13 protein-coding genes are annotated in these 17,658 nt (G+C 71.8%); 5 read left to right on the top strand and 8 right to left on the bottom strand.

What is annotated here, in order from left to right; genetic code table 11:
• Positions 1 to 224 precede the first annotated feature (224 nt).
• A complete protein-coding gene (locus IF00_RS0121730) occupies positions 225 to 1,094 on the bottom strand; it encodes an aldo/keto reductase (RefSeq protein WP_030320500.1) in 870 nt (289 codons plus the stop codon).
• Between the two features lie 11 nt (positions 1,095 to 1,105).
• Positions 1,106 to 2,029: an NAD-dependent epimerase/dehydratase family protein gene (locus IF00_RS0121725; RefSeq protein WP_030320498.1), complete on the bottom strand. Its 924-nt coding sequence runs from the start codon at positions 2,027 to 2,029 to the stop codon at positions 1,106 to 1,108.
• A 77-nt stretch (positions 2,030 to 2,106) separates the two neighbouring features.
• On the opposite strand from IF00_RS0121725, the gene IF00_RS0121720 reads away from it, so the two are divergent.
• The 4 genes from IF00_RS0121720 (at position 2,107) to IF00_RS0121705 (ending at position 5,858) form a co-directional block, all read left to right on the top strand.
• The gene (locus IF00_RS0121720) at positions 2,107 to 2,631 is read left to right on the top strand and encodes an Lrp/AsnC family transcriptional regulator (protein WP_030320497.1); all 525 of its coding nucleotides are present in this window, start codon (positions 2,107 to 2,109) and stop codon (positions 2,629 to 2,631) included.
• A gap of 42 nt (positions 2,632 to 2,673) precedes the next feature.
• Entirely contained in the window at positions 2,674 to 3,111 is a 438-nt protein-coding gene (locus tag IF00_RS0121715) for a MerR family transcriptional regulator (RefSeq protein ID WP_030320493.1), read from the top strand.
• A complete protein-coding gene (locus IF00_RS0121710; RefSeq protein WP_030320492.1) occupies positions 3,108 to 3,446 on the top strand; it encodes a thioredoxin family protein in 339 nt (112 codons plus the stop codon). The genes IF00_RS0121715 and IF00_RS0121710 overlap by 4 nt, the downstream gene beginning before the upstream one ends.
• 156 nt (positions 3,447 to 3,602) lie before the next feature.
• Positions 3,603 to 5,858: a HelD family protein gene (locus IF00_RS0121705; protein WP_030320490.1), complete on the top strand. Its 2,256-nt coding sequence runs from the start codon at positions 3,603 to 3,605 to the stop codon at positions 5,856 to 5,858.
• Here the strand turns inward: IF00_RS0121705 and IF00_RS0121700 are convergent.
• The 6 genes from IF00_RS0121700 to IF00_RS0121675 form a co-directional block, all read right to left on the bottom strand.
• Entirely contained in the window at positions 5,833 to 6,762 is a 930-nt protein-coding gene (locus IF00_RS0121700) for a ScbA/BarX family gamma-butyrolactone biosynthesis protein (RefSeq protein WP_030320488.1), read from the bottom strand. The two genes, IF00_RS0121705 and IF00_RS0121700, sit on opposite strands and share 26 nt — an antisense overlap.
• Before the next feature lie 149 nt (positions 6,763 to 6,911).
• Positions 6,912 to 9,194: a 1,4-alpha-glucan branching enzyme gene (gene glgB, locus IF00_RS0121695; protein ID WP_030320487.1), complete on the bottom strand. Its 2,283-nt coding sequence runs from the start codon at positions 9,192 to 9,194 to the stop codon at positions 6,912 to 6,914.
• A gap of 629 nt (positions 9,195 to 9,823) precedes the next feature.
• Complete coding sequence (locus tag IF00_RS0121690) at positions 9,824 to 11,173, bottom strand: maltokinase N-terminal cap-like domain-containing protein (RefSeq protein ID WP_030320483.1); 1,350 nt, start codon at positions 11,171 to 11,173, stop codon at positions 9,824 to 9,826.
• Between the two features lie 246 nt (positions 11,174 to 11,419).
• A complete protein-coding gene (gene treS / locus IF00_RS0121685; protein ID WP_030320481.1) occupies positions 11,420 to 13,132 on the bottom strand; it encodes a maltose alpha-D-glucosyltransferase in 1,713 nt (570 codons plus the stop codon).
• Complete coding sequence (locus IF00_RS0121680) at positions 13,129 to 15,123, bottom strand: alpha-1,4-glucan--maltose-1-phosphate maltosyltransferase (RefSeq protein ID WP_030320478.1); 1,995 nt, start codon at positions 15,121 to 15,123, stop codon at positions 13,129 to 13,131. The genes treS and IF00_RS0121680 overlap by 4 nt, the downstream gene beginning before the upstream one ends.
• 327 nt (positions 15,124 to 15,450) lie before the next feature.
• Positions 15,451 to 16,374, bottom strand: a complete 924-nt coding sequence (locus IF00_RS0121675) for an SDR family oxidoreductase (protein WP_030320472.1) — start codon at positions 16,372 to 16,374, stop codon at positions 15,451 to 15,453.
• Between the two features lie 118 nt (positions 16,375 to 16,492).
• Here IF00_RS0121675 and IF00_RS0121670 point away from each other — a divergent pair, with 118 nt between their 5' ends.
• Positions 16,493 to 17,476, top strand: coding sequence for an AraC family transcriptional regulator (locus IF00_RS0121670; RefSeq protein ID WP_030320471.1), 984 nt, complete (start codon positions 16,493 to 16,495; stop codon positions 17,474 to 17,476).
• The last annotated feature ends 182 nt before the right edge of the window (positions 17,477 to 17,658 follow it).

The raw sequence follows: 17,658 nt of genomic DNA, 5'->3' as shown, positions 1-17,658 counted from the left end.
CCGTACCCACTGACCCCCCGCACCCCGAACACCCCCCCACAGTCAGGTCCCGGGCCTTGAGCCGGATCCGGGGCCCGAGGGAAGGGCGCCTCCGAACGGGGGCGCCCTCCTGCTCGACACCGCGCCCAGGCCCCGCGCTTCAGGTCCTCCGGGGCCCGGGCCCTACCGCTCCAGGCCTTCCGGCCCCGGCCCCCCGCCCCCGGCCTCAGACCCCGTCCCCGGCCTCACACCCCGTTCAGCTCCGCCACCTCCTCCCCCGTCAGCACCAGCGCCCCCGCCGCCGCCGAGTCCCGTACCGACTCCGGCCGGCTCGCCCCCGGGATCGGCAGGACCGTATCCGAGCGGGCGAGCAGCCACGCCAGTGCCACCCGCTGCGGGCTGACCCCCCGCGCCCGCGCCACCCGGTGGAACGCTCCGAACTCCGGGTCCTCCTCCTGGGCGGAGGTGCCGTCAAGGGAGCTGCGTGAGATGCCGCCCAGGGGGCTCCACGGCAGGAAGGCCAGGCCCAGCTCCGCGCAGAGCCGCAGCTCCGCCTCGCTCGTGCGGACCGCCGGTGAGTAGCGGTTCTGTACCGAGACCAGCCGGTCGCCCAGGATCTCGCGGGCGAGCAGGATCTGCTCGACGTCGACGTTGGAGATCCCGGCCAGCCGGACCGTCCCCGCGTCCAGCAACTCCCGTATCGCGCCAAGGGATTCGGCGTACGGGACGGCCGGGTCCGGCTTGTGCAGCTGATAGAGGCCGATCGGCGCGCCGCCGAGCCGGCGCGCCGACGCCTCCGCCGCCCGTCGCAGGTGCTCGGGCCGGCCGTCGACGGTCCAGCCGCCGTCCGCCGTGCGGCCCCGTCCGCCCTTCGTCGCCACGAGTACGCCGTCCGCGCCGCGCCCGTACGAGGCGAGGGCCCGCGCCACGAGCAGTTCGCCCTCGCCGGGCGTGCCGGCCGGCGGGTGGTAGGAGTCGGCGGTGTCGAGCAGGGTCACGCCCGCGTCGAGGGCGGCGTGCACGGTGGCGACGGCCCGCGTCTCGTCCGGCCGGCCCTCGACGGAGAGTGGCATGGTGCCGAGTCCGACGGCCCCGGCCCGCACGTCGCCCAGCATCCGGAAGCGCGTCACTTCGCCGCCTCCCCGATCGTCTCGGCCACGGCGTCCGCGAGCCAGGCGGAGGAATGGGCGAAGGAATAACCGAGGCCGACCGCGCGGGAGTTGTCCATTCCGTACGAGCGGGTGAACGAGAACGGCGAGATCTCGCCGACCTCCACCTCCCGGAAGACGGTCCGGCCGCCGACCCGCCTTTCGATCTCCGCGCAGATCTCGGCCGTGGTCAGCGGCCCGTGGGAATGGGCGTTCACCGGGCCGGTGAAGTCCGCCCCGACCGCCGCCCAGGCGAGAAAGGCGGCGATCTCCTCGACGTACACATAGGTCGCCGGTCGGTTCACGACCGGTACGGCGATCGGTTCGCCCGCCCGGATGCGGCGCGCGTAGTGGTCGAGCCGGCCGGTGAAGTCGTCGACGCCGCCCAGTACATGGGCCACCCGCACCGACGTCCACGCGAACGGCGGACCGGTACCGTCGGCGGCCGCGCCCGCGAAGACCGCCTCGGCCTGGCGCTTCCCCTCCCCGTAGTGCGCCTCGCGGAACTCCGGGTCCTCCCACGCCGCGCCGGTGTCGACGGCGACCGCGCCCAGGTCGAGGGCGTCCTCGGCGACGGGTGCGGCCGAGTCCTCGTACTCGTACACCTCCACCGTCGACGTCATCACATAACGCCGGGTGCGCGCCGCGAAGACGCGTCGTGCGATCTCCGCCTGGCGCGGGGTGTAGCAGACCTGGTCCACGACGACGTCGAAGGACCGGCCCGCGAGAACGGATTCCAGGGCGGCCTCGTCGTCGCGGTCGGCGACGAGATGCTCGATTCCTTCGGGCGCGTCCGAGGAACCCCGATTGAGGATCGCGACCCGATGCCCGGATTCCCCGAGCAGCGCGATCAGCCGCTTTCCGAAATACCGGTTCCCGCCGATCACCAGAACGTTCTTCATTTCCGTCCCACCGTCCCAACTCCCTTGTTCCACCGGACAAGTGTTACGTTGATCGTTCGCCGCCTGAAGGGGGAGACATGGGAGTCCAGGCAGTCGCACCGAAGGAACCACGGCATTCGCGGTCGGTCACCGAAGAAACCTCGGCGGCCGTTTTCGACGCCGTCGACCGGCAGATCCTGGACCTCCTCCAGAGCGACGGCCGCATCAAGCTCAGCGAGCTCGGCCGCCGCGTCCGGCTCAGCCCCGCGGCCGTCACCGAGCGGGTCCGCCGCCTGGAGGCGAGCGGCGCGGTCACCGGCTACGGCGCCCATGTCTCCCCGGCCCGCCTCGGCTACGGCATCCAGGCCTTCATCCGGGTGAACCCGCACGGCGGCTACACCCTGAAGCACCCGCGGACCCTCGAACTGATCGCGCGCCCCGAGATCCTGGAGGTCCACCACGTGGTCGGCGAGGACTGCTGGATCCTCAAGGTCGCCGTCACCGACACCATCCACCTCGAAGACGTCCTGGAGCAGACGTCGGCGCTCGGCCGGACCACGACGTCGATCGTGCTCTCGTCCCCGGTGGAACGGAAGCCGCTGCTGCCGCCCGCCCGCCCCTGACTCCTTGCCTTGACGTGGGCGTCAAGGCTTACGGTCGTGGACATGCGCATCGGAGAGCTCGCCGAGCGGGCCGGAACGACCACACGGACTCTGCGCTACTACGAGTCCCGTGGCCTGCTGGCCGCCCGGCGCACGGGGAACGGCTACCGCACGTACGACGAGGACGACCTGCGCCTCCTCCAGCAGATCAGGACCCTGCAGGACTTCGGGTTCGAGCTGGAGGAGACACGGCCGTTCGTCGACTGCCTGCGCGCCGGGCATCCGGCGGGGGACTCCTGTCCCGCGTCGATCGCCGTCTACCGGCGGAAGGTCGCCGAGCTGGACGGACTGATCGCACAGCTGCAGGCGGTACGCGCCGACATGGGCGCGCGGCTGCTGCGGGCCGAGGCGGAGCTGCCGCACGGCCCGGAACCCCGGTGCGAGCTCGGTGCGGAGCGGGACACGGAAGCTGCGGCGACGACGGAGGGACAACAGGGATGAGGACGGACGCGGAGGGCGTGGCCGAGGTCACCGACGCGGACTTCGGCACGGAGGTGCTGGCCGCCGGGCTGCCGGTCCTGGTGAAGTTCACCGCGGAGTGGTGCGGGCCGTGCCGGCAGCTGACGCCGGTACTCGCCGCCCTCGCCGCGGAGGAGGCGGAGCGGCTCCGGATCGTCGAGATCGACGTCGACCGGAACCCCGGGACCACGGTGAGGTACGGGGTCCTCGCGACCCCGACCGTCATGGTCTTCCGGGCGGGCGAGCCCGTGAAGTCGATCGTCGGCGCCCGCCCGAAGCGACGCCTTCTGCAGGATCTGGAGGACGTCCTCGCCTAGGCGGGGCCCGCGGCACATCGGCAGGGCATACAGAAATACCCCGACTACAATTGACAGTCGGGGTATTTCATCGCGTATATTAATGGATTCTGCGCCCGGAAACACCACAGGCGCAGAGAAGTTCAATAAACGCACTGTATCGCGCCGGGAGTCGAATTGTCAACCGAGGAATTTCGGAACGAGCAGCAATTCATCACCGATCTCTACACACGACTCGACGATCTGAGGGACGAGGCCGAGGCCGCCGTCGAGCGAGCCCTGCGTACCCCGGGGGTCGGCGGCAACCAGGGCCGGCTCGAACGCGACGTCATGGTCGCCGAGCAGTCCGGGCTGCTCGCCGCGCTCAACGCCGGTGAGAGCGGACTCTGTTTCGGCCGGCTCGTCTTCAAGGACGGGCGCGACCACCACATCGGCCGGCTCGGCATCCGCGAGGACGACCCGAACCGCACCCCGCTGGTCGTCGACTGGCGCGCCGAGGTCGCCCGCCCCTTCTACCTCGCCACCGGGTACGAGCCGATGGGGCTCTCCCGCCGCCGGCACATCAGCACCCTCGGCCGGACGGTCACGGCACTCCACGACGAGGTGCTCGACCTCGGCGACGCCACCCGCACCGGGCACGAGAGCCGCGACGCCGACGAGGTGCTGCTCGCCGCGCTCGACGCCGCCCGCACCGGCCGGATGCACGACATCGTGCAGACCATCCAGGCCGAGCAGGACGCCATCATCCGCTCCCCGCACCGCGGTGTCCTGGTCGTCGAGGGCGGCCCCGGCACCGGCAAGACGGCGGTCGCCCTGCACCGCGCCGCCTACCTCCTCTACGCGCACCGCGAGCAGCTCGCCAAGCGGGCCGTCCTCATCGTCGGCCCCAACCCGGCCTTCCTCGGCTACATCGGCAACGTCCTGCCCTCGCTCGGCGAGACCGGCGTCCTCCTCGCCACCCCCGCCGAGCTGTTCCCCGGCGTCCGCGCCACCGGCACCGACACCCCCCGTGCCGCCGCCGTCAAGGGCTCCGCCGCCATGGCCGGGGCGCTCGCCGCGGCCGTGAGGGACCGCCAGCAGGTCCCCGAGCGCGGCGAACCGCTGATCGTGCCGCACGAGGACGGCGACCTGGTCATCGACTGGGACATGGCCCTGGAGGCCCGCCACAAGGCCCGCGAGACGGCCCTCCCGCACAATCTGGCCCGCCCCTATTTCGTCTTCCGGATCCTCGACGCGCTCGCCGAGCAGCTGGCCGACCGGATCGGCGCCGACCCCTACGGCGGCCCCAACTTCCTCGGCCCCGACGACATCGCCCTGCTCGCCAAGGGCATCGCCGGGAACCCCGAGGTGTACGCGGCGATCGACACCCTCTGGCCCGCGCTCACCCCGCAGGACTTCCTCACCGACTACCTGGCCGAACCCACCCACCTCGCCGACGCGGAGGACATCGAGGCGATCCGGCGCGACGGACGCGACGGCGAGGCCTGGACCCCCGCCGACGTGCCGCTGCTCGACGAGGCCGCCGAACTCCTCGGCGAGGACGACTCCGCGGTCCGCGCCGCCGAGGAGGCCGAGCGGCAGAAGCAGATCCAGTACGCGCAGGGCGTCCTCGACGTCTCCTACGCCTCCCGCACCTACGAGTTCGAGGACAAGGAGGAGCACGACAAGGACGCCTCGGAGGTCCTCTCGGCCCACGACATCATCGACGCCGAGCGCTTCGCCGAGCGGCACGAGGAGGCCGACCACCGCACGGCCGCCGAGCGCGCCGCCGCCGACCGCACCTGGGCCTTCGGGCACATCATCGTCGACGAGGCGCAGGAACTCTCCGCGATGGCCTGGCGGCTCCTCATGCGCCGCAGCCCCAACCGCTCGATGACCCTGGTCGGCGACCCCGCCCAGACCGGCGACCCGGCCGGAGTCGGCGCCTGGGAGCGGATCCTCGCCCCGTACGTGGAGGACCGCTGGGAGTTGGTGCGCCTCGGCGTCAACTACCGCACGCCCGCCGAGATCATGGCCGTCGCCGCCGAGGTGCGACGGGCCGACGACCCCGGGTTCGAGCCGCCGAGCTCGGTACGGTCCACCAGGGTGGAGCCCTGGGACCGGACGGTGGACGACCCGGTGAAGGAGGCCGCCGACGCGGTCGCGACCGAGCTGCGCGAGGAGGGCGGGATCGCCGTGATCGCCCCTCCGGACCTGCACCCCGGGCTGATCGCCGCGCTGCCGGAGGTCGCGTACGGCCCGGCTCCCGACCTCACCCGGCCGGTGGTTCTGCTCGACCCCCGGCAGGCGAAGGGCCTGGAGTTCGACACCGTGCTGGTCGTCGACCCGGACGGCATCGTGGCCGGGGCCGTGCACGGGACGAACGACCTGTACGTGGCGCTGACCCGGGCGACCCAGCGGCTCGGGATCATCCGGTCCGCAGCTCGCAGGTGAACAACCGTGCGCCGTCCTGGTACCCGGTGACCTCGAACGTGCCCGGTACGTCGGCCGCCCCTGTCACCCCCGCTGTCCCTGCCGTGCTCGTGGGCTCCGCCCGGAGCAGGCAGGGGCCGCCGTGGAACTCGGCGTACCGGTCGAAGGCGATCCGCAGCGCGACCGGCAGGCAGGGGCGGGGCCACACGGCGGCGGAGACGGCCTGCCGGGCGGCCTCCAGGAAGAGCATTCCCGGTATGTGATCGTTGGGCCGTTGGAAGAGGGTGGGGTGACCGGTGTCGACGACCAGTTCCCACACCCCCTCCCGGCCGGTCGGGGCGAGGAGGACGTCCTCGGGCCTCGCCCGCCCGGTGAGCGGCGCCGGGGCCCGGCGGGTCCACGGGCCGGGGTGGACGACCCCGGCCTCGACGTGTCCGCCGCGCAGTCTGCGGTAGGCGGCGCCGCCGGCGAACCGGGCGTGGGCACCGCCCGTCGCCACCACGCGCGCGTCACGCCGGACGGTCCACTCCACCAGCATCTCGGTCAACTGATCTCCGCGCAGCACGAGTTCGGCGAACAGGATCTCGATGTCCGGTTCGTCGCCGGCGACCGCGAGGCCCACCGGATCGCAGGTCAGGGAGATCTCGCTCAGCAGGATGTGCCGGGTCAGCGGAAGTCCGTGGACCGAGTGCAGGAGCGCCATCGTGGCCTGCCGCAGCGTCTCGACGACCAGGAGCGGATCGTGGCACCCCTCCGTACCCCGGCGGACCGGGGTGAAGAACGGGTGGTCGGTGGGCCAGGCGGCCCGGACCGAGAAGCGGTCCTTCCCGTCGAGCGGTCGCCACTCGACGGGAAAGGTGTCCTCGCTGCGCACCCGGTGGCAGAGCTGCGGCGACAGACGCCGCTCGACGGTGTCCTGCATCATTCCCCGCCCATCTGGACCTGTCGGCCTGATCTGGAGAGCGAAGATATCCGAACAACGGGCGGGACGCCCGAACGGATGAACCATCAACTGAATGGCCGTCAATTATCGGACAGGTGGCGACCTTTCCCGCCGGCCGATCCCCGTGACGCTCAGGCCGGGCGCAGCCACACCGTCGCGAGCGGTGGCAGCGTCATCCGGATGCTGGCCGAACGCCCGTGGTGCGGAACCGACTCCGTCTTCACCGGATCCCGCCCCACCACGTCCCCGCCGCCGTACCGGCCGGCGTCCGTGTTCAGGACCTCCGACCAGGCCACCACCGCGTCCGGCACCCCGAGCCGGTAGTCGTGCCGCACGACCGGTGAGAAGTTCGAGACCGCGAGCAGCGGCGAGCCGAACGCGTCGAAGCGCAGGAACGCGAAGACGTTGTCCTCGGCCGCGTCCCCGACCACCCACTGGAAGCCGTCCGGCACGGTGTCCCGCTCCCACAGCGAAGGCGTCGCCTGGTACACCGTGTTCAGGTCCCGGACGAGATCCCGCACGCCCCGGTGGTCCGGCTCCGCCCCGTACGCCGGGTCGAGCAGCCACCAGTCGGGGCCGTGATCCGCCGACCACTCGGCTCCCTGCGCGAACTCCTGCCCCATGTAGAGCAGTTGCTTGCCCGGGTGCGCCCACATGAAGCCCAGATAGGCGCGGTGATTGGCGCGCTGCTGCCACCAGTCGCCCGGCATCTTCGACACCAGCGCCCGCTTGCCGTGCACCACCTCGTCGTGCGAGATCGGCAGGATGTAGTTCTCGCTGTACGCGTACACCATCGAGAACGTCATCTCGTGGTGGTGGTACTTGCGGTGCACCGGCTCCTTCTGCACGTACTCCAGCGAGTCGTGCATCCAGCCCATGTTCCACTTCATGCCGAAGCCCAGACCGCCGAAGCCGCCCGGCCCCACCTGGTCCGTCGCCCGCGTCACGCCGTCCCAGGCCGTGGACTCCTCCGCGAAGGTCACGATCCCCGGGCAGCGCCGGTACACCGTCGCGTTCATCTCCTGGAGGAAGGCCACCGCGTCCAGGTTCTCCCGGCCGCCGTGCTCGTTCGGCAGCCACTCGCCGTGCTCGCGCGAGTAGTCCAGGTAGAGCATCGACGCCACCGCGTCCACCCGCAGGCCGTCGATGTGGAACTCCTGGCACCAGTACACGGCGTTCGCCACCAGGAAGTTCCGCACCTCCTTGCGGCCGTAGTCGAACTCCAGGGTGCCCCAGTCGGGATGGTGCGACCGGCGCGGGTCCTCGTGCTCGTACAGCGGCCGCCCGTCGAACTCCGCCAGCGCCCAGTCGTCCTTCGGGAAGTGCGCCGGCACCCAGTCCATCAGGACCCCGATGCCCGCCCGGTGCAGCGCGTCCACCAGGAACCTGAAGTCGTCGGGGGTGCCCATACGGGCCGTCGGCGCGTAGAAGCCCGTGACCTGGTAGCCCCACGAACCGCCGAAGGGGTGCTCGGTGACCGGCATCAGCTCCACGTGCGTGAAGCCGAGATCACGGACGTACGAGGGCAGCTGATCGGCCAGCTGGCGGTAGGTCAGCCCGGGCCGCCAGGAGGGCAGGTGGACCTCGTAGACCGAGATCGGCGCCTCGTGGGGCGGGCGCGTCCCACGCCGTGCCATCCACTCGGCGTCGTCCCAGGTGTAGTGCGAGGCGGTGACGATCGACGCGGTGTTCGGCGGGCACTCGGTACGGCGGGCCATCGGGTCCGCGCGGACGGTGTGCGTACCGTCGGGCCGCGTGATGTCGTACTTGTAGACCGCGCCCTCGCCGATACCCGGCACGAACAGCTCCCACACGCCCGTCGAGCCCAGCGAGCGCATCGGCAGCCCCGTGCCGTCCCAGTGCGTGAAGTCACCGGTGACGCGGACACCGCGGGCGTTCGGCGCCCAGACCGCGAAACGGGTGCCGGCGACTCCGTCGTGGGTCATGGTGTGGGAGCCGAGAGCCGTCCACAGCTCCTCGTGCCGGCCCTCGCCGATCAGATGCAGATCGAGATCGCCGAGCGAGGGCAGGAAGCGGTACGGGTCGTGGACGGCGAGCTCGTCGGGGCCGTCGTACCGGACGCGGAGCTCGTACGCGGGGACCTTGCGGAGCAGGGGCAGGAACCCGGAGAAGATCCCGTCGCCGTCGCTCCGGAGCGGGATCCGCTTGCCCTTCGTCAGGACGGTGACCTCCTTCGCCCACGGGCGCAGCACCCGGACCACCACGCCGCCGCGCACCGGATGCGCGCCGAGCACGCCGTGCGGGTCGTGATGCTCCCCGGCGAGCAGGCGCGCCCGGTCGACCGGGTCGAGCGGCGGGGCCTGGCGGGGGGCGGCGGGCGCCTTGGCGGCGGTCTTGCCCTTCTTGACTGTGGTGCTGCTGCGGGCCGACTTGCCTGCGGGGCGGGCGGTCACCGGGATGCCTCCTGGGGGGTACGGGGGGTATGACTGCGCAACGGTGCGGTACGGGGACGGGACACTCGGCCGAACGGGCGGTGCGTGGGGGTGGGACGGGCGCGCCCCCACCGCGGGTACCGCGCCCCACCCCGGCGACGGACCTCCGCTCCACCGGAGGGTGGGCACAACGGAACGGCGCCCGTTGCCGGGCCCGGGCTTCCGCGCCCTGACCGGCACCCGGGTGCGCGCCGCACTGTGGGTGCGGGTCCAGGCCCAAGGGGCGGAGGCGCCGCCGAGGGCGCCGTCCCGTGTGCCCACCCGTCCGCCCCCCACACGCTGGTGGGTGGCGGACGTGGTGGGTGCCCCACACGGTGGCGGGCGCGGTGTGGGTGCCCGCGCGGCGGGGCGGCGTGGGTGCCCCGGGCGTGGGAGCAGGCGCAGCCCGCAGGGCGCCGGGAACCGGCTCGCAGGCCGGGCGACGCCCGTGCGGGGGCGGCGCCCCCACGGCCCGGGCCCCGCGGGGTGGCGCGGGTCCCACGGGGGTGGTGGGAGCGGGAGCCCCGTGTGGGGGCCGGAGCCCGCGGCCCCGGCCTGGGGGTGGCCCCGGCCGGGGGGCGGCGGGGCCCGGGGTGGTGTCGGGCGCCGGGTCACTGGGGGGCCGACAGGCGCTGGATGGCGGACATGGGGACCGGGAGCCAGTCCGGCCGGTGCCGGGCCTCGTACACGACCTCGTACACCGCCTTGTCCGTCTCGTAGGCGCGCAGCAGCGCCGGGTCCGTCCGAGGATCCGCGCCCGAGGCTTCCGCGTACCCCGTGCAGAAGGCCGCCCGGCTCCGCGCCGCCCAGTCCGCGTTCCACGGCCGGTGCGTGCGGGCCGCGTAGTCGAAGGAGCGGAGCATGCCGGCGACGTCGCGGACCGTGGGCTGCGGGCTGCGCCGTTCGTCGAGCGGCTTCGCCGGCTCGCCCTCGAAGTCGATGACGGCCCAGCCGCCGTCGGACCCCCGCAGCGTCTGCCCGAGGTGCAGGTCGCCGTGGATGCGCTGGACGAACCCGTCGCCGGACGTGCCGCTCGCCGCCTCGAAGACGGCGCGCAGGCCGGGGACGAACGGCAGCAGCGCCGGAACGGCCTGTGCCGCCGCGTGCAGCCGGCGGTCCATCGCGGCCGCCAGCTGCTCGGTCTCGGCGCGGCCGAGCCGACGGGTGGGCAGCGCCTCCGCGAGGGCGAGGTGGACCTCGGCCGTGGCCCGGCCGAGCGCCCGCGCCTCGGCGGTGAAGTCCCGCCCGTCGGCGAGCGCGTCGAGCGCGAGCCGCCACCCGTCGCGGGAGTCCCGGAGGTACGGCTGGAGGACGCCCAGGGTCGCAGCCCCGCCCTCGAACCAGGCGACCGGCGCCGGGACCCGGGTGCAGCCCGCTCCCGCGAGGGCGAGCGGCAGTTCCAGGTCCGGGTTGGCTCCCGGGCTGACCCGGCGGAAGATCTTGAGGATGAACGAATCTCCGTAGACCAGGGACGAGTTGGATTGCTCGGCGTCCAGCATGCGGGGGGCCAGGGCGGGCGGGAGTGCCGTCGTGGCGTGGAAGTGCAGGGGGCCGGTCCGGCCCGGGGTGCGCAGTCGCTCGTAGAGGAGGCCGGCGAGCCGCGGGTCGCGCAGCCCTTCGTACACGGCACGTCCTGCGAGCGGCCCCTGCCGGATCCGTCCGATCAGGGCGGGGGCGAGGCGGGGCGGGAGCTGGGTCCGTACGCCCAGGAGCAGTTGGTAGCAGTCGGCGGGCGTTCCGGCCGGGCGGCCCGGCTGTTCGACCCGTACGAGCAGATGGAGGAGGCCGGGGCCCGTGCCGTCCAGCGGCAGCAGCTCGGTGGCCGCGTCCAGCGTGAATCCGGTGACCCGGCGGCCCTTGCCCGCGAACCAGCGCTGCCGGGGCAGCCATTCGTGGAGCAGGGGGGCGAGGGACGGAAGGAGGGCGTCCGGGGCCCGGGTGGTGGATGCGGTCTCCGGCATGGCATCGCGTCCTTTCCCCGGGGCGCGCAGTTGGCTGTCGTGTGCGTTCAAATGCGCAGAGTGTCCCGGATGGCGGCTGGGGCTGTCCGGATGTGCGGGACGTGTCGGAAGGGGAAGATCCGTATGGGCCCGGCAAGAAGGCCCGTATGGACCTGAATCGTGCTGTGGAACGTGTGTGGGTCACAGTGCCCAGAGTGGGACGGGAGGAAACCGTCCCACCCAGGACGAATCCGAACTGACCGGCGGTCAGCCCTTCTTGAGACGGAACCAGTAGAAGCCGTGTCCCGCAAGGGTCAGGAGGTAGGGGAGCTGGCCGATGGCCGGGAATGTCACCCCGCCGATCAGCTCCACCGGCTGGGTGCCGTCGAAGCGTCGCAGGTCGAGTTCGGTCGGCTGCGCGAACCGCGAGAAGTTGTTCACGCAGAGGACCAGATCGGCGTCCATTCCCTCTTCGGGGGCGGTCTCCCGGAGGAAGGCGAGCACCGCCGGGTTGGATGCCGGGAGTTCGGTGTACGTCCCCGTCCCGAAGGCCCGGTTCTGCTTCCGGATCTCGATCATCCGCTTCGTCCAGTGCAGCAGCGAGGACGGCGAGGCCATGCCCGCCTCGACGTTGGTCACCTGATAGCCGTGGACCGGGTCCATGATGGCCGGCAGGTAGAGCCGTCCCGGGTCGCAGGAGGAGAAGCCGGCGTTCCGGTCGGGGGTCCACTGCATCGGGGTGCGGACGCCGTCCCGGTCGCCCAGCCAGATGTTGTCCCCCATGCCGATCTCGTCGCCGTAGTACAGCACCGGCGAGCCGGGCAGCGAGAAGAGCAGCGCGGTGAACAGCTCCATCTGCTTGCGGTCGTTGTCCAGGAGCGGGGCGAGACGCCGCCGGATGCCGATGTTGGCCCGCATCCGCGGGTCCTTGGCGTATTCGGCGTACATGTAGTCGCGCTCTTCGTCCGTGACCATCTCGAGCGTGAGCTCGTCGTGGTTGCGCAGGAAGATGCCCCACTGGCAGCCGGAGGGGATCTCCGGGGTCTTGGCCAGGATCTCCGAGACCGGGTAGCGCGACTCGCGCCGTACGGCCATGAAGATCCGCGGCATGACCGGGAAGTGGAAGGCCATGTGGCACTCGTCGCCGCCGGAGCGGAAGTCGCCGAAGTAGTCGACGACGTCCTCCGGCCACTGGTTGGCCTCGGCGAGCAGCACCGTGTCCGGGTAGTGGTCGTCGATCTCCTTGCGGACCCGCTTGAGGAAGGCGTGGGTCGCGGGGAGGTTCTCGCAGTTGGTGCCCTCCTGCTGGTACAGGTACGGCACCGCGTCGAGCCGGAAGCCGTCGATCCCCAGGTCCAGCCAGAACTTCAGCGCGGACAGGATCTCCTCCTGCACCGCCGGGTTCTCGTAGTTGAGGTCGGGCTGGTGCGAGAAGAACCGGTGCCAGTAGTACTGCTTGCGGACCGGGTCGAAGGTCCAGTTCGAGGACTCGGTGTCGACGAAGATGATCCGGGCGTCCGCGTACTGCTTGTCGTCGTCGGCCCAGACGTAGTAGTCGCCGTACGGTCCCTCCGGGTCGCGCCGCGACTCCTGGAACCACTCGTGCTGGTCGCTCGTGTGGTTCATGACGAAGTCGATGACCACGCGCATCCCGCGCTGATGGGCCGCGTCGACGAACTCCACGAAGTCGGCCAGGTCGCCGAACTCCGGCAGTACCGACGTGTAGTCGGCGACGTCGTAGCCGCCGTCCCTCAGGGGGGACTTGAAGAACGGTGGCAGCCAGAGGCAGTCCACGCCCAGCCACTGGAGGTAGTCCAGTTTGGACGTGATGCCCTTGAGGTCGCCGACGCCGTCCCCGTTGCTGTCCTGGAAGGACCGGACGAGGACCTCGTAGAAGACGGCCCGCTTGAACCAGTCGGGATCGCGGTCCTTGGCGGGGGTGTCCTCGAAGGTGTCGGGGACGGGCTCGTTGACAGTCATGATGTGGGTGACCCTCCGGTCTGCGGGGACGGTCGCAGGACGAGGACGTGCGCGGGTGTGACACCCGGCTCTAGGCGCACGTAGCTGGTCCTGCCCCAGTGATAGGTCTCGCCGGTGAGCTCGTCGCGCACCGGCACGGTCTCGTGCCAGTCGAGGCCGAGTTCCGGCATGTCCAACGAGAGCGTCGCCTCCTGGGTGTGGTGCGGGTCGAGGTTGACGACCACCAGAACGGTGTTCGAACCCGAACGCTTGCTGTACGCGATCACCTGCGGGTTGTCCGTGTCATGGAACGTGAGATTCCGAAGTCGGCGCAGAGCCGGGTGACGTCGCCTGATCCGGTTCAGGGTGGTGATCAGCGGGGTGATCGTCGCCCCGGCCCGCTCCGCCGACTCCCAGTCGCGCGGCCGTAGTTCGTACTTCTCAGAGTCGAGGTACTCCTCGCTCCCGTCCCGCAGCGGGGTGCCCTCGCACAGCTCGTATCCGGCGTACATGCCCCACGAGGGCGACAGCGTCGCCGCGAGCACCGCACGCGCCTCGAACGCCGGCCGGCCGCCCTCCTGGAGGTAGGCGTGCAGGATGTCCGGGGTGTTCACGAAGAGGTTCGGCCGCATCTGCGCCGCCGTCTCGCCGGACAGCTCCGTCAGGTACTCCGTGAGCTCCTCCTTGGTGTTCCGCCAGGTGAAGTACGTGTAGGACTGCTGGAAACCGATCGCGCCGAGCGTCCGCATCATGGCCGGCCGGGTGAAGGCCTCCGCCAGGAAGATCACGTCCGGGTCGGCGGCGTTGATCTGGCCGATCACCCGCTCCCAGAACACCACCGGCTTGGTGTGGGGGTTGTCGACCCGGAAGATCCGTACACCGTGATCCATCCAGTGACGGAGGATCCGCACGGTCTCCGCGACGATCCCGTCCATGTTGTCGGCGGCGCCGTCGAAGTCGATCGGGTAGATGTCCTGGTACTTCTTCGGCGGGTTCTCGGCGTACGCGATCGAACCGTCCGGACGGTGGTGGAACCACTCAGGGTGCTTCTCCACCCACGGGTGGTCGGGGGAGCACTGGAGCGCGAAGTCCAGGGCGATCTCCAGCCGCAGCTCCCGGGCCCGCGCCACGAAGGCGTCGAAGTCCTCGAAGGTGCCCAGGTCCGGGTGGAGCGCGTCGTGGCCGCCCTCCGGCGAACCGATCGCCCACGGCACGCCGACGTCGTTCGGCCCCGCGGAGAGGGAGTTGTTGGGGCCCTTGCGGTGGGTCTCGCCGATGGGGTGCACCGGCGGCAGGTAGACCACGTCGAAGCCCATCGCCGCCACCGCCGGGAGCCGCTCGGCGGCGGTACGGAAGTTCCCCGGAACCGTACGGCCCTTGACCTTCCGCACGCCCTCCGAGCGCGGGAAGAACTCGTACCAGGAGCCGAAGAGGGCGCGCTCCCGCTCCACCTGGAGCGGCAACGCGGGCGAGGAGGACAGGAGTTCGCGCAGCGGATGGCGGTCGAGGGACTCGACGACCCGGGGGTTCAGGGCCGCCGCGAGCCTGACCGCGGCCGGCCGTGACGCGTCGCGCAGCGCGTCCGCGGCGGCGAGCACGGCCTCCCGGGCGCCGCCCTTCTTCGGGACGCCCTTCGCGGCCCGCTCGTGCAGCTCGGCGCCCGCGGCGAGGACCAGTTCGGAGTCGATCCCGGCCGGGATCTTGATCTTCGCCGTGTGGCGCCAGGTGGCCAACGGGTCGCTCCACGCCTCGACGGTGTACGTCCACAGGCCCTCGGCGTCCGGGGTGACCTCGGCCCCCCAGCGGTCGGTGCCCGGGGCCAGTTCGCGCATCGGGGTCCAGGGGCCGGGGCGGCCCGAGGGGCCGTGCAGCACGACATTGGCGGCGACCGCGTCGTGGCCCTCGCGGAAGACGGTCGCCGTCACCTCGAAGGACTCTCCGGCCACCGCTTTGGCGGGGCGTCGGCCACAGTCGACCAGCGGGCGTACGTCCAGTACGGGAATGCGTCCCATGAGCGGATTCACAGCATCACCTGACGGGTTACGGGGGTGCGGGTGGTGGTTGTGCGCTCTTTCTAGCTCCGTCGACGGCCGACGGGTTGCGGGCATGGCCGCTCCTGTCCGCGTTCACTCGGATGGCGGGTCCACAGGGATGAACAGGGGTCACGGGGAGAGAGGTTCGAGGGGTACCGCAGGAGCCTTCCACGGTCTTCGGGTGGGCAATCCAGGCGCTTTGTTAACTACTAGGGCGTAGCCGAAGCGGCAAGGACAGGACCCGGACAAAGAAAGGGCCCCGCCCTTGTGGGGCGGGGCCTGTTCACGCGAGGCGTGACCGAGCCTTCAGGACAGCGGCGTGTCGGAGGCCCAGACCTGCCAGGGCTGGCGGGCCACCCATTCCTCCACCGGGGGCGGTTCGAGGGCCAGGACCTCCGTCGACACGCCGTCGTCGTCCGCCATCAGGAGCGGATCGGCGCCGCTCGCCATGAAGTGGTAGATCCCGGCCACCCCGGCCGCCGTCTCCGGGCCGAGCAGCTCGGCGAGACTCCGTTCGAAAGCGGCCGGATCCAGCTCCTCGTACCGCACCGCCCGGCCGAGCCCCCGGCCGAACGCCGCCGCGAGCTCGCCCCCCGTCAGGGAGCGTTCACCGCCGATGTCGAACGTCCGGCCCTCCAGGTCCTCCCGGGTGAGCGCCGCGAGCGCCGCCTCCGCCAGGCCCCGGTGCGACAGCCACGCCGTCCGCGCGGACGGCGGCAGCGGGTAGGCGAGCACGCCGTCGTCGACCAGGGCCGGGCCGTTCCACGGCGAGAACAGGTTGTCCAGGTACACCGGCGGCCGGATCACCACCAGCGGCACCCCGCTGTCCCGTAGCACCCGCTCCGCCAGCCGACGCGTCTCGAAGGCGGCCACGTCCGTCGGACCCAGCGGGATCCGGGTGTTGGCGTTGAAGACCAGCCGCTCCGTGCCCGCCTCAAGGGCCGCCTCCGCGACGTTCCGCGCGTACGCCTCCACCCGCTCGCTCTCGTACACCAGCGGCATCGTCATGAACGCGTGCGTCGTCCCCTCGAAGAGCTGCCGCACGTCGCCCGGCCGACCCAGATCGCCGGCGACGAAGGAGGCCCCGGGCAGCGGCGGCCGGTCCGCCGACGGCCGCCGCGTCAGGGTGCGGACCAGATGGCGCCGCTCGGTGAGAAGGCGGGCCACCGCGCCCCCCTGGAACCCCGTCGCGCCCACGACCGCCACCCGCATCGGATTCTCACTGGACATGTGTGTCTGAGGCCCTTCGATAGACTTTCACGGCTGTCGTGTCGGCGTCATTCCAGGCTCGCCGCCACGGCTTCGGCCGTTCAATTAACAAACCGGGGCGGAAGTTGAAGGATCGTCCATGGCAATCGTGGGAACCGACCGTCACGCACAGCAGCCCGAGCAGGAAGAGCAGGACGACCTGCTGAGCGAACTGCTCAAACCCCTCCGGCTCACCGGAGTCTTCGACAGCCGCTGGCACGTCCGCGCCCCCTGGGCCATCGAGGGCGACGCCGAACGCAGCTGCGCCGTCCTCCACTACGTCGTCGAGGGCGACTGCTGGATCACCACCGAGGCCGAGGCCCCGTTCGAACTGCACGCCGGCGACCTCGTCGTCTTCCCGACCGGCACCGCGCACCGCCTCTCCGACCGGCCCGAACGCCAGGGCCTCCCGCTCAAGGCCGTCCTGCCCGAGCGGCAACCCGGCACATCCGGCGAGATCGTCATCGAAGGCAGCGGCCCCGAGAGCCGGCTGCTCTGCGCCGGACTGCACTACGACGCCAGCGCCGCGACCGGCCTCTACACCTCGCTGCCCTGGGCACTCGTCCTCGACGGACCGCAGGTCGACCGCGAGCCGCTGCTCCGGGACACCCTGCGGCTGCTCGCCGCCCCCGACCGGCCCGTCGGCCCCGGCGACCGGCTCATCACCCTGCGCGCCTTCGAGATGGCCCTGGTCCTCGCGCTCCGGCCGCTGCTCCGCGAACTCGCGGGCAACCCGACCTCGCTGCCGCTGCTCCGGCACCCCGGTATCAGCAGGGCGGTCGTCATGATGGCGACCCGGTTCGCCGACCCCTGGACCATCGACGCCCTCGCCCGGGAGGTCGGCATGTCCCGCTCCGCCTTCACCGCCTCCTTCCGCGACCTGGTCGGCGAGTCACCGGCCCGCTACCTCGCCGCCCGCCGGATGCAGGAGGCCGGCCGGCTCCTCACCGAGACCTCCCTTCCGCAGTCGGCGGTGCCCGCCCGCGTCGGCTACCAGAGCGCCGTCGGCTTCCACCTCGCCTTCCGCAAATGGTTCGGGGTAACCCCGGGGGAGTACCGCGCGGGAGCGGACCGGGCCGCCTGAGGGCGGCGGACCGGCCCTCCGGAACGGCCGCCGGCCGGTGCCCGCCGGGCGTCCGTGCCGCCCCGGACGCACCGACCTGACATCTTCGGGACTCCCTGGCCGGTTCTTAAGGACCCCTGGACGGACGCTCATTGTCCGGACGGGTCGCCCCGGACAGGCTCGGGACCGGCACAGCCGTGACA

Origin of the sequence: Streptomyces flavochromogenes (assembly GCF_000717595.1) — a bacterium.
Taxonomy (GTDB): Bacteria; Actinomycetota; Actinomycetes; order Streptomycetales; family Streptomycetaceae; genus Streptomyces; species Streptomyces flavochromogenes.
This window is presented reverse-complemented; position numbering and strand designations above follow the sequence as displayed.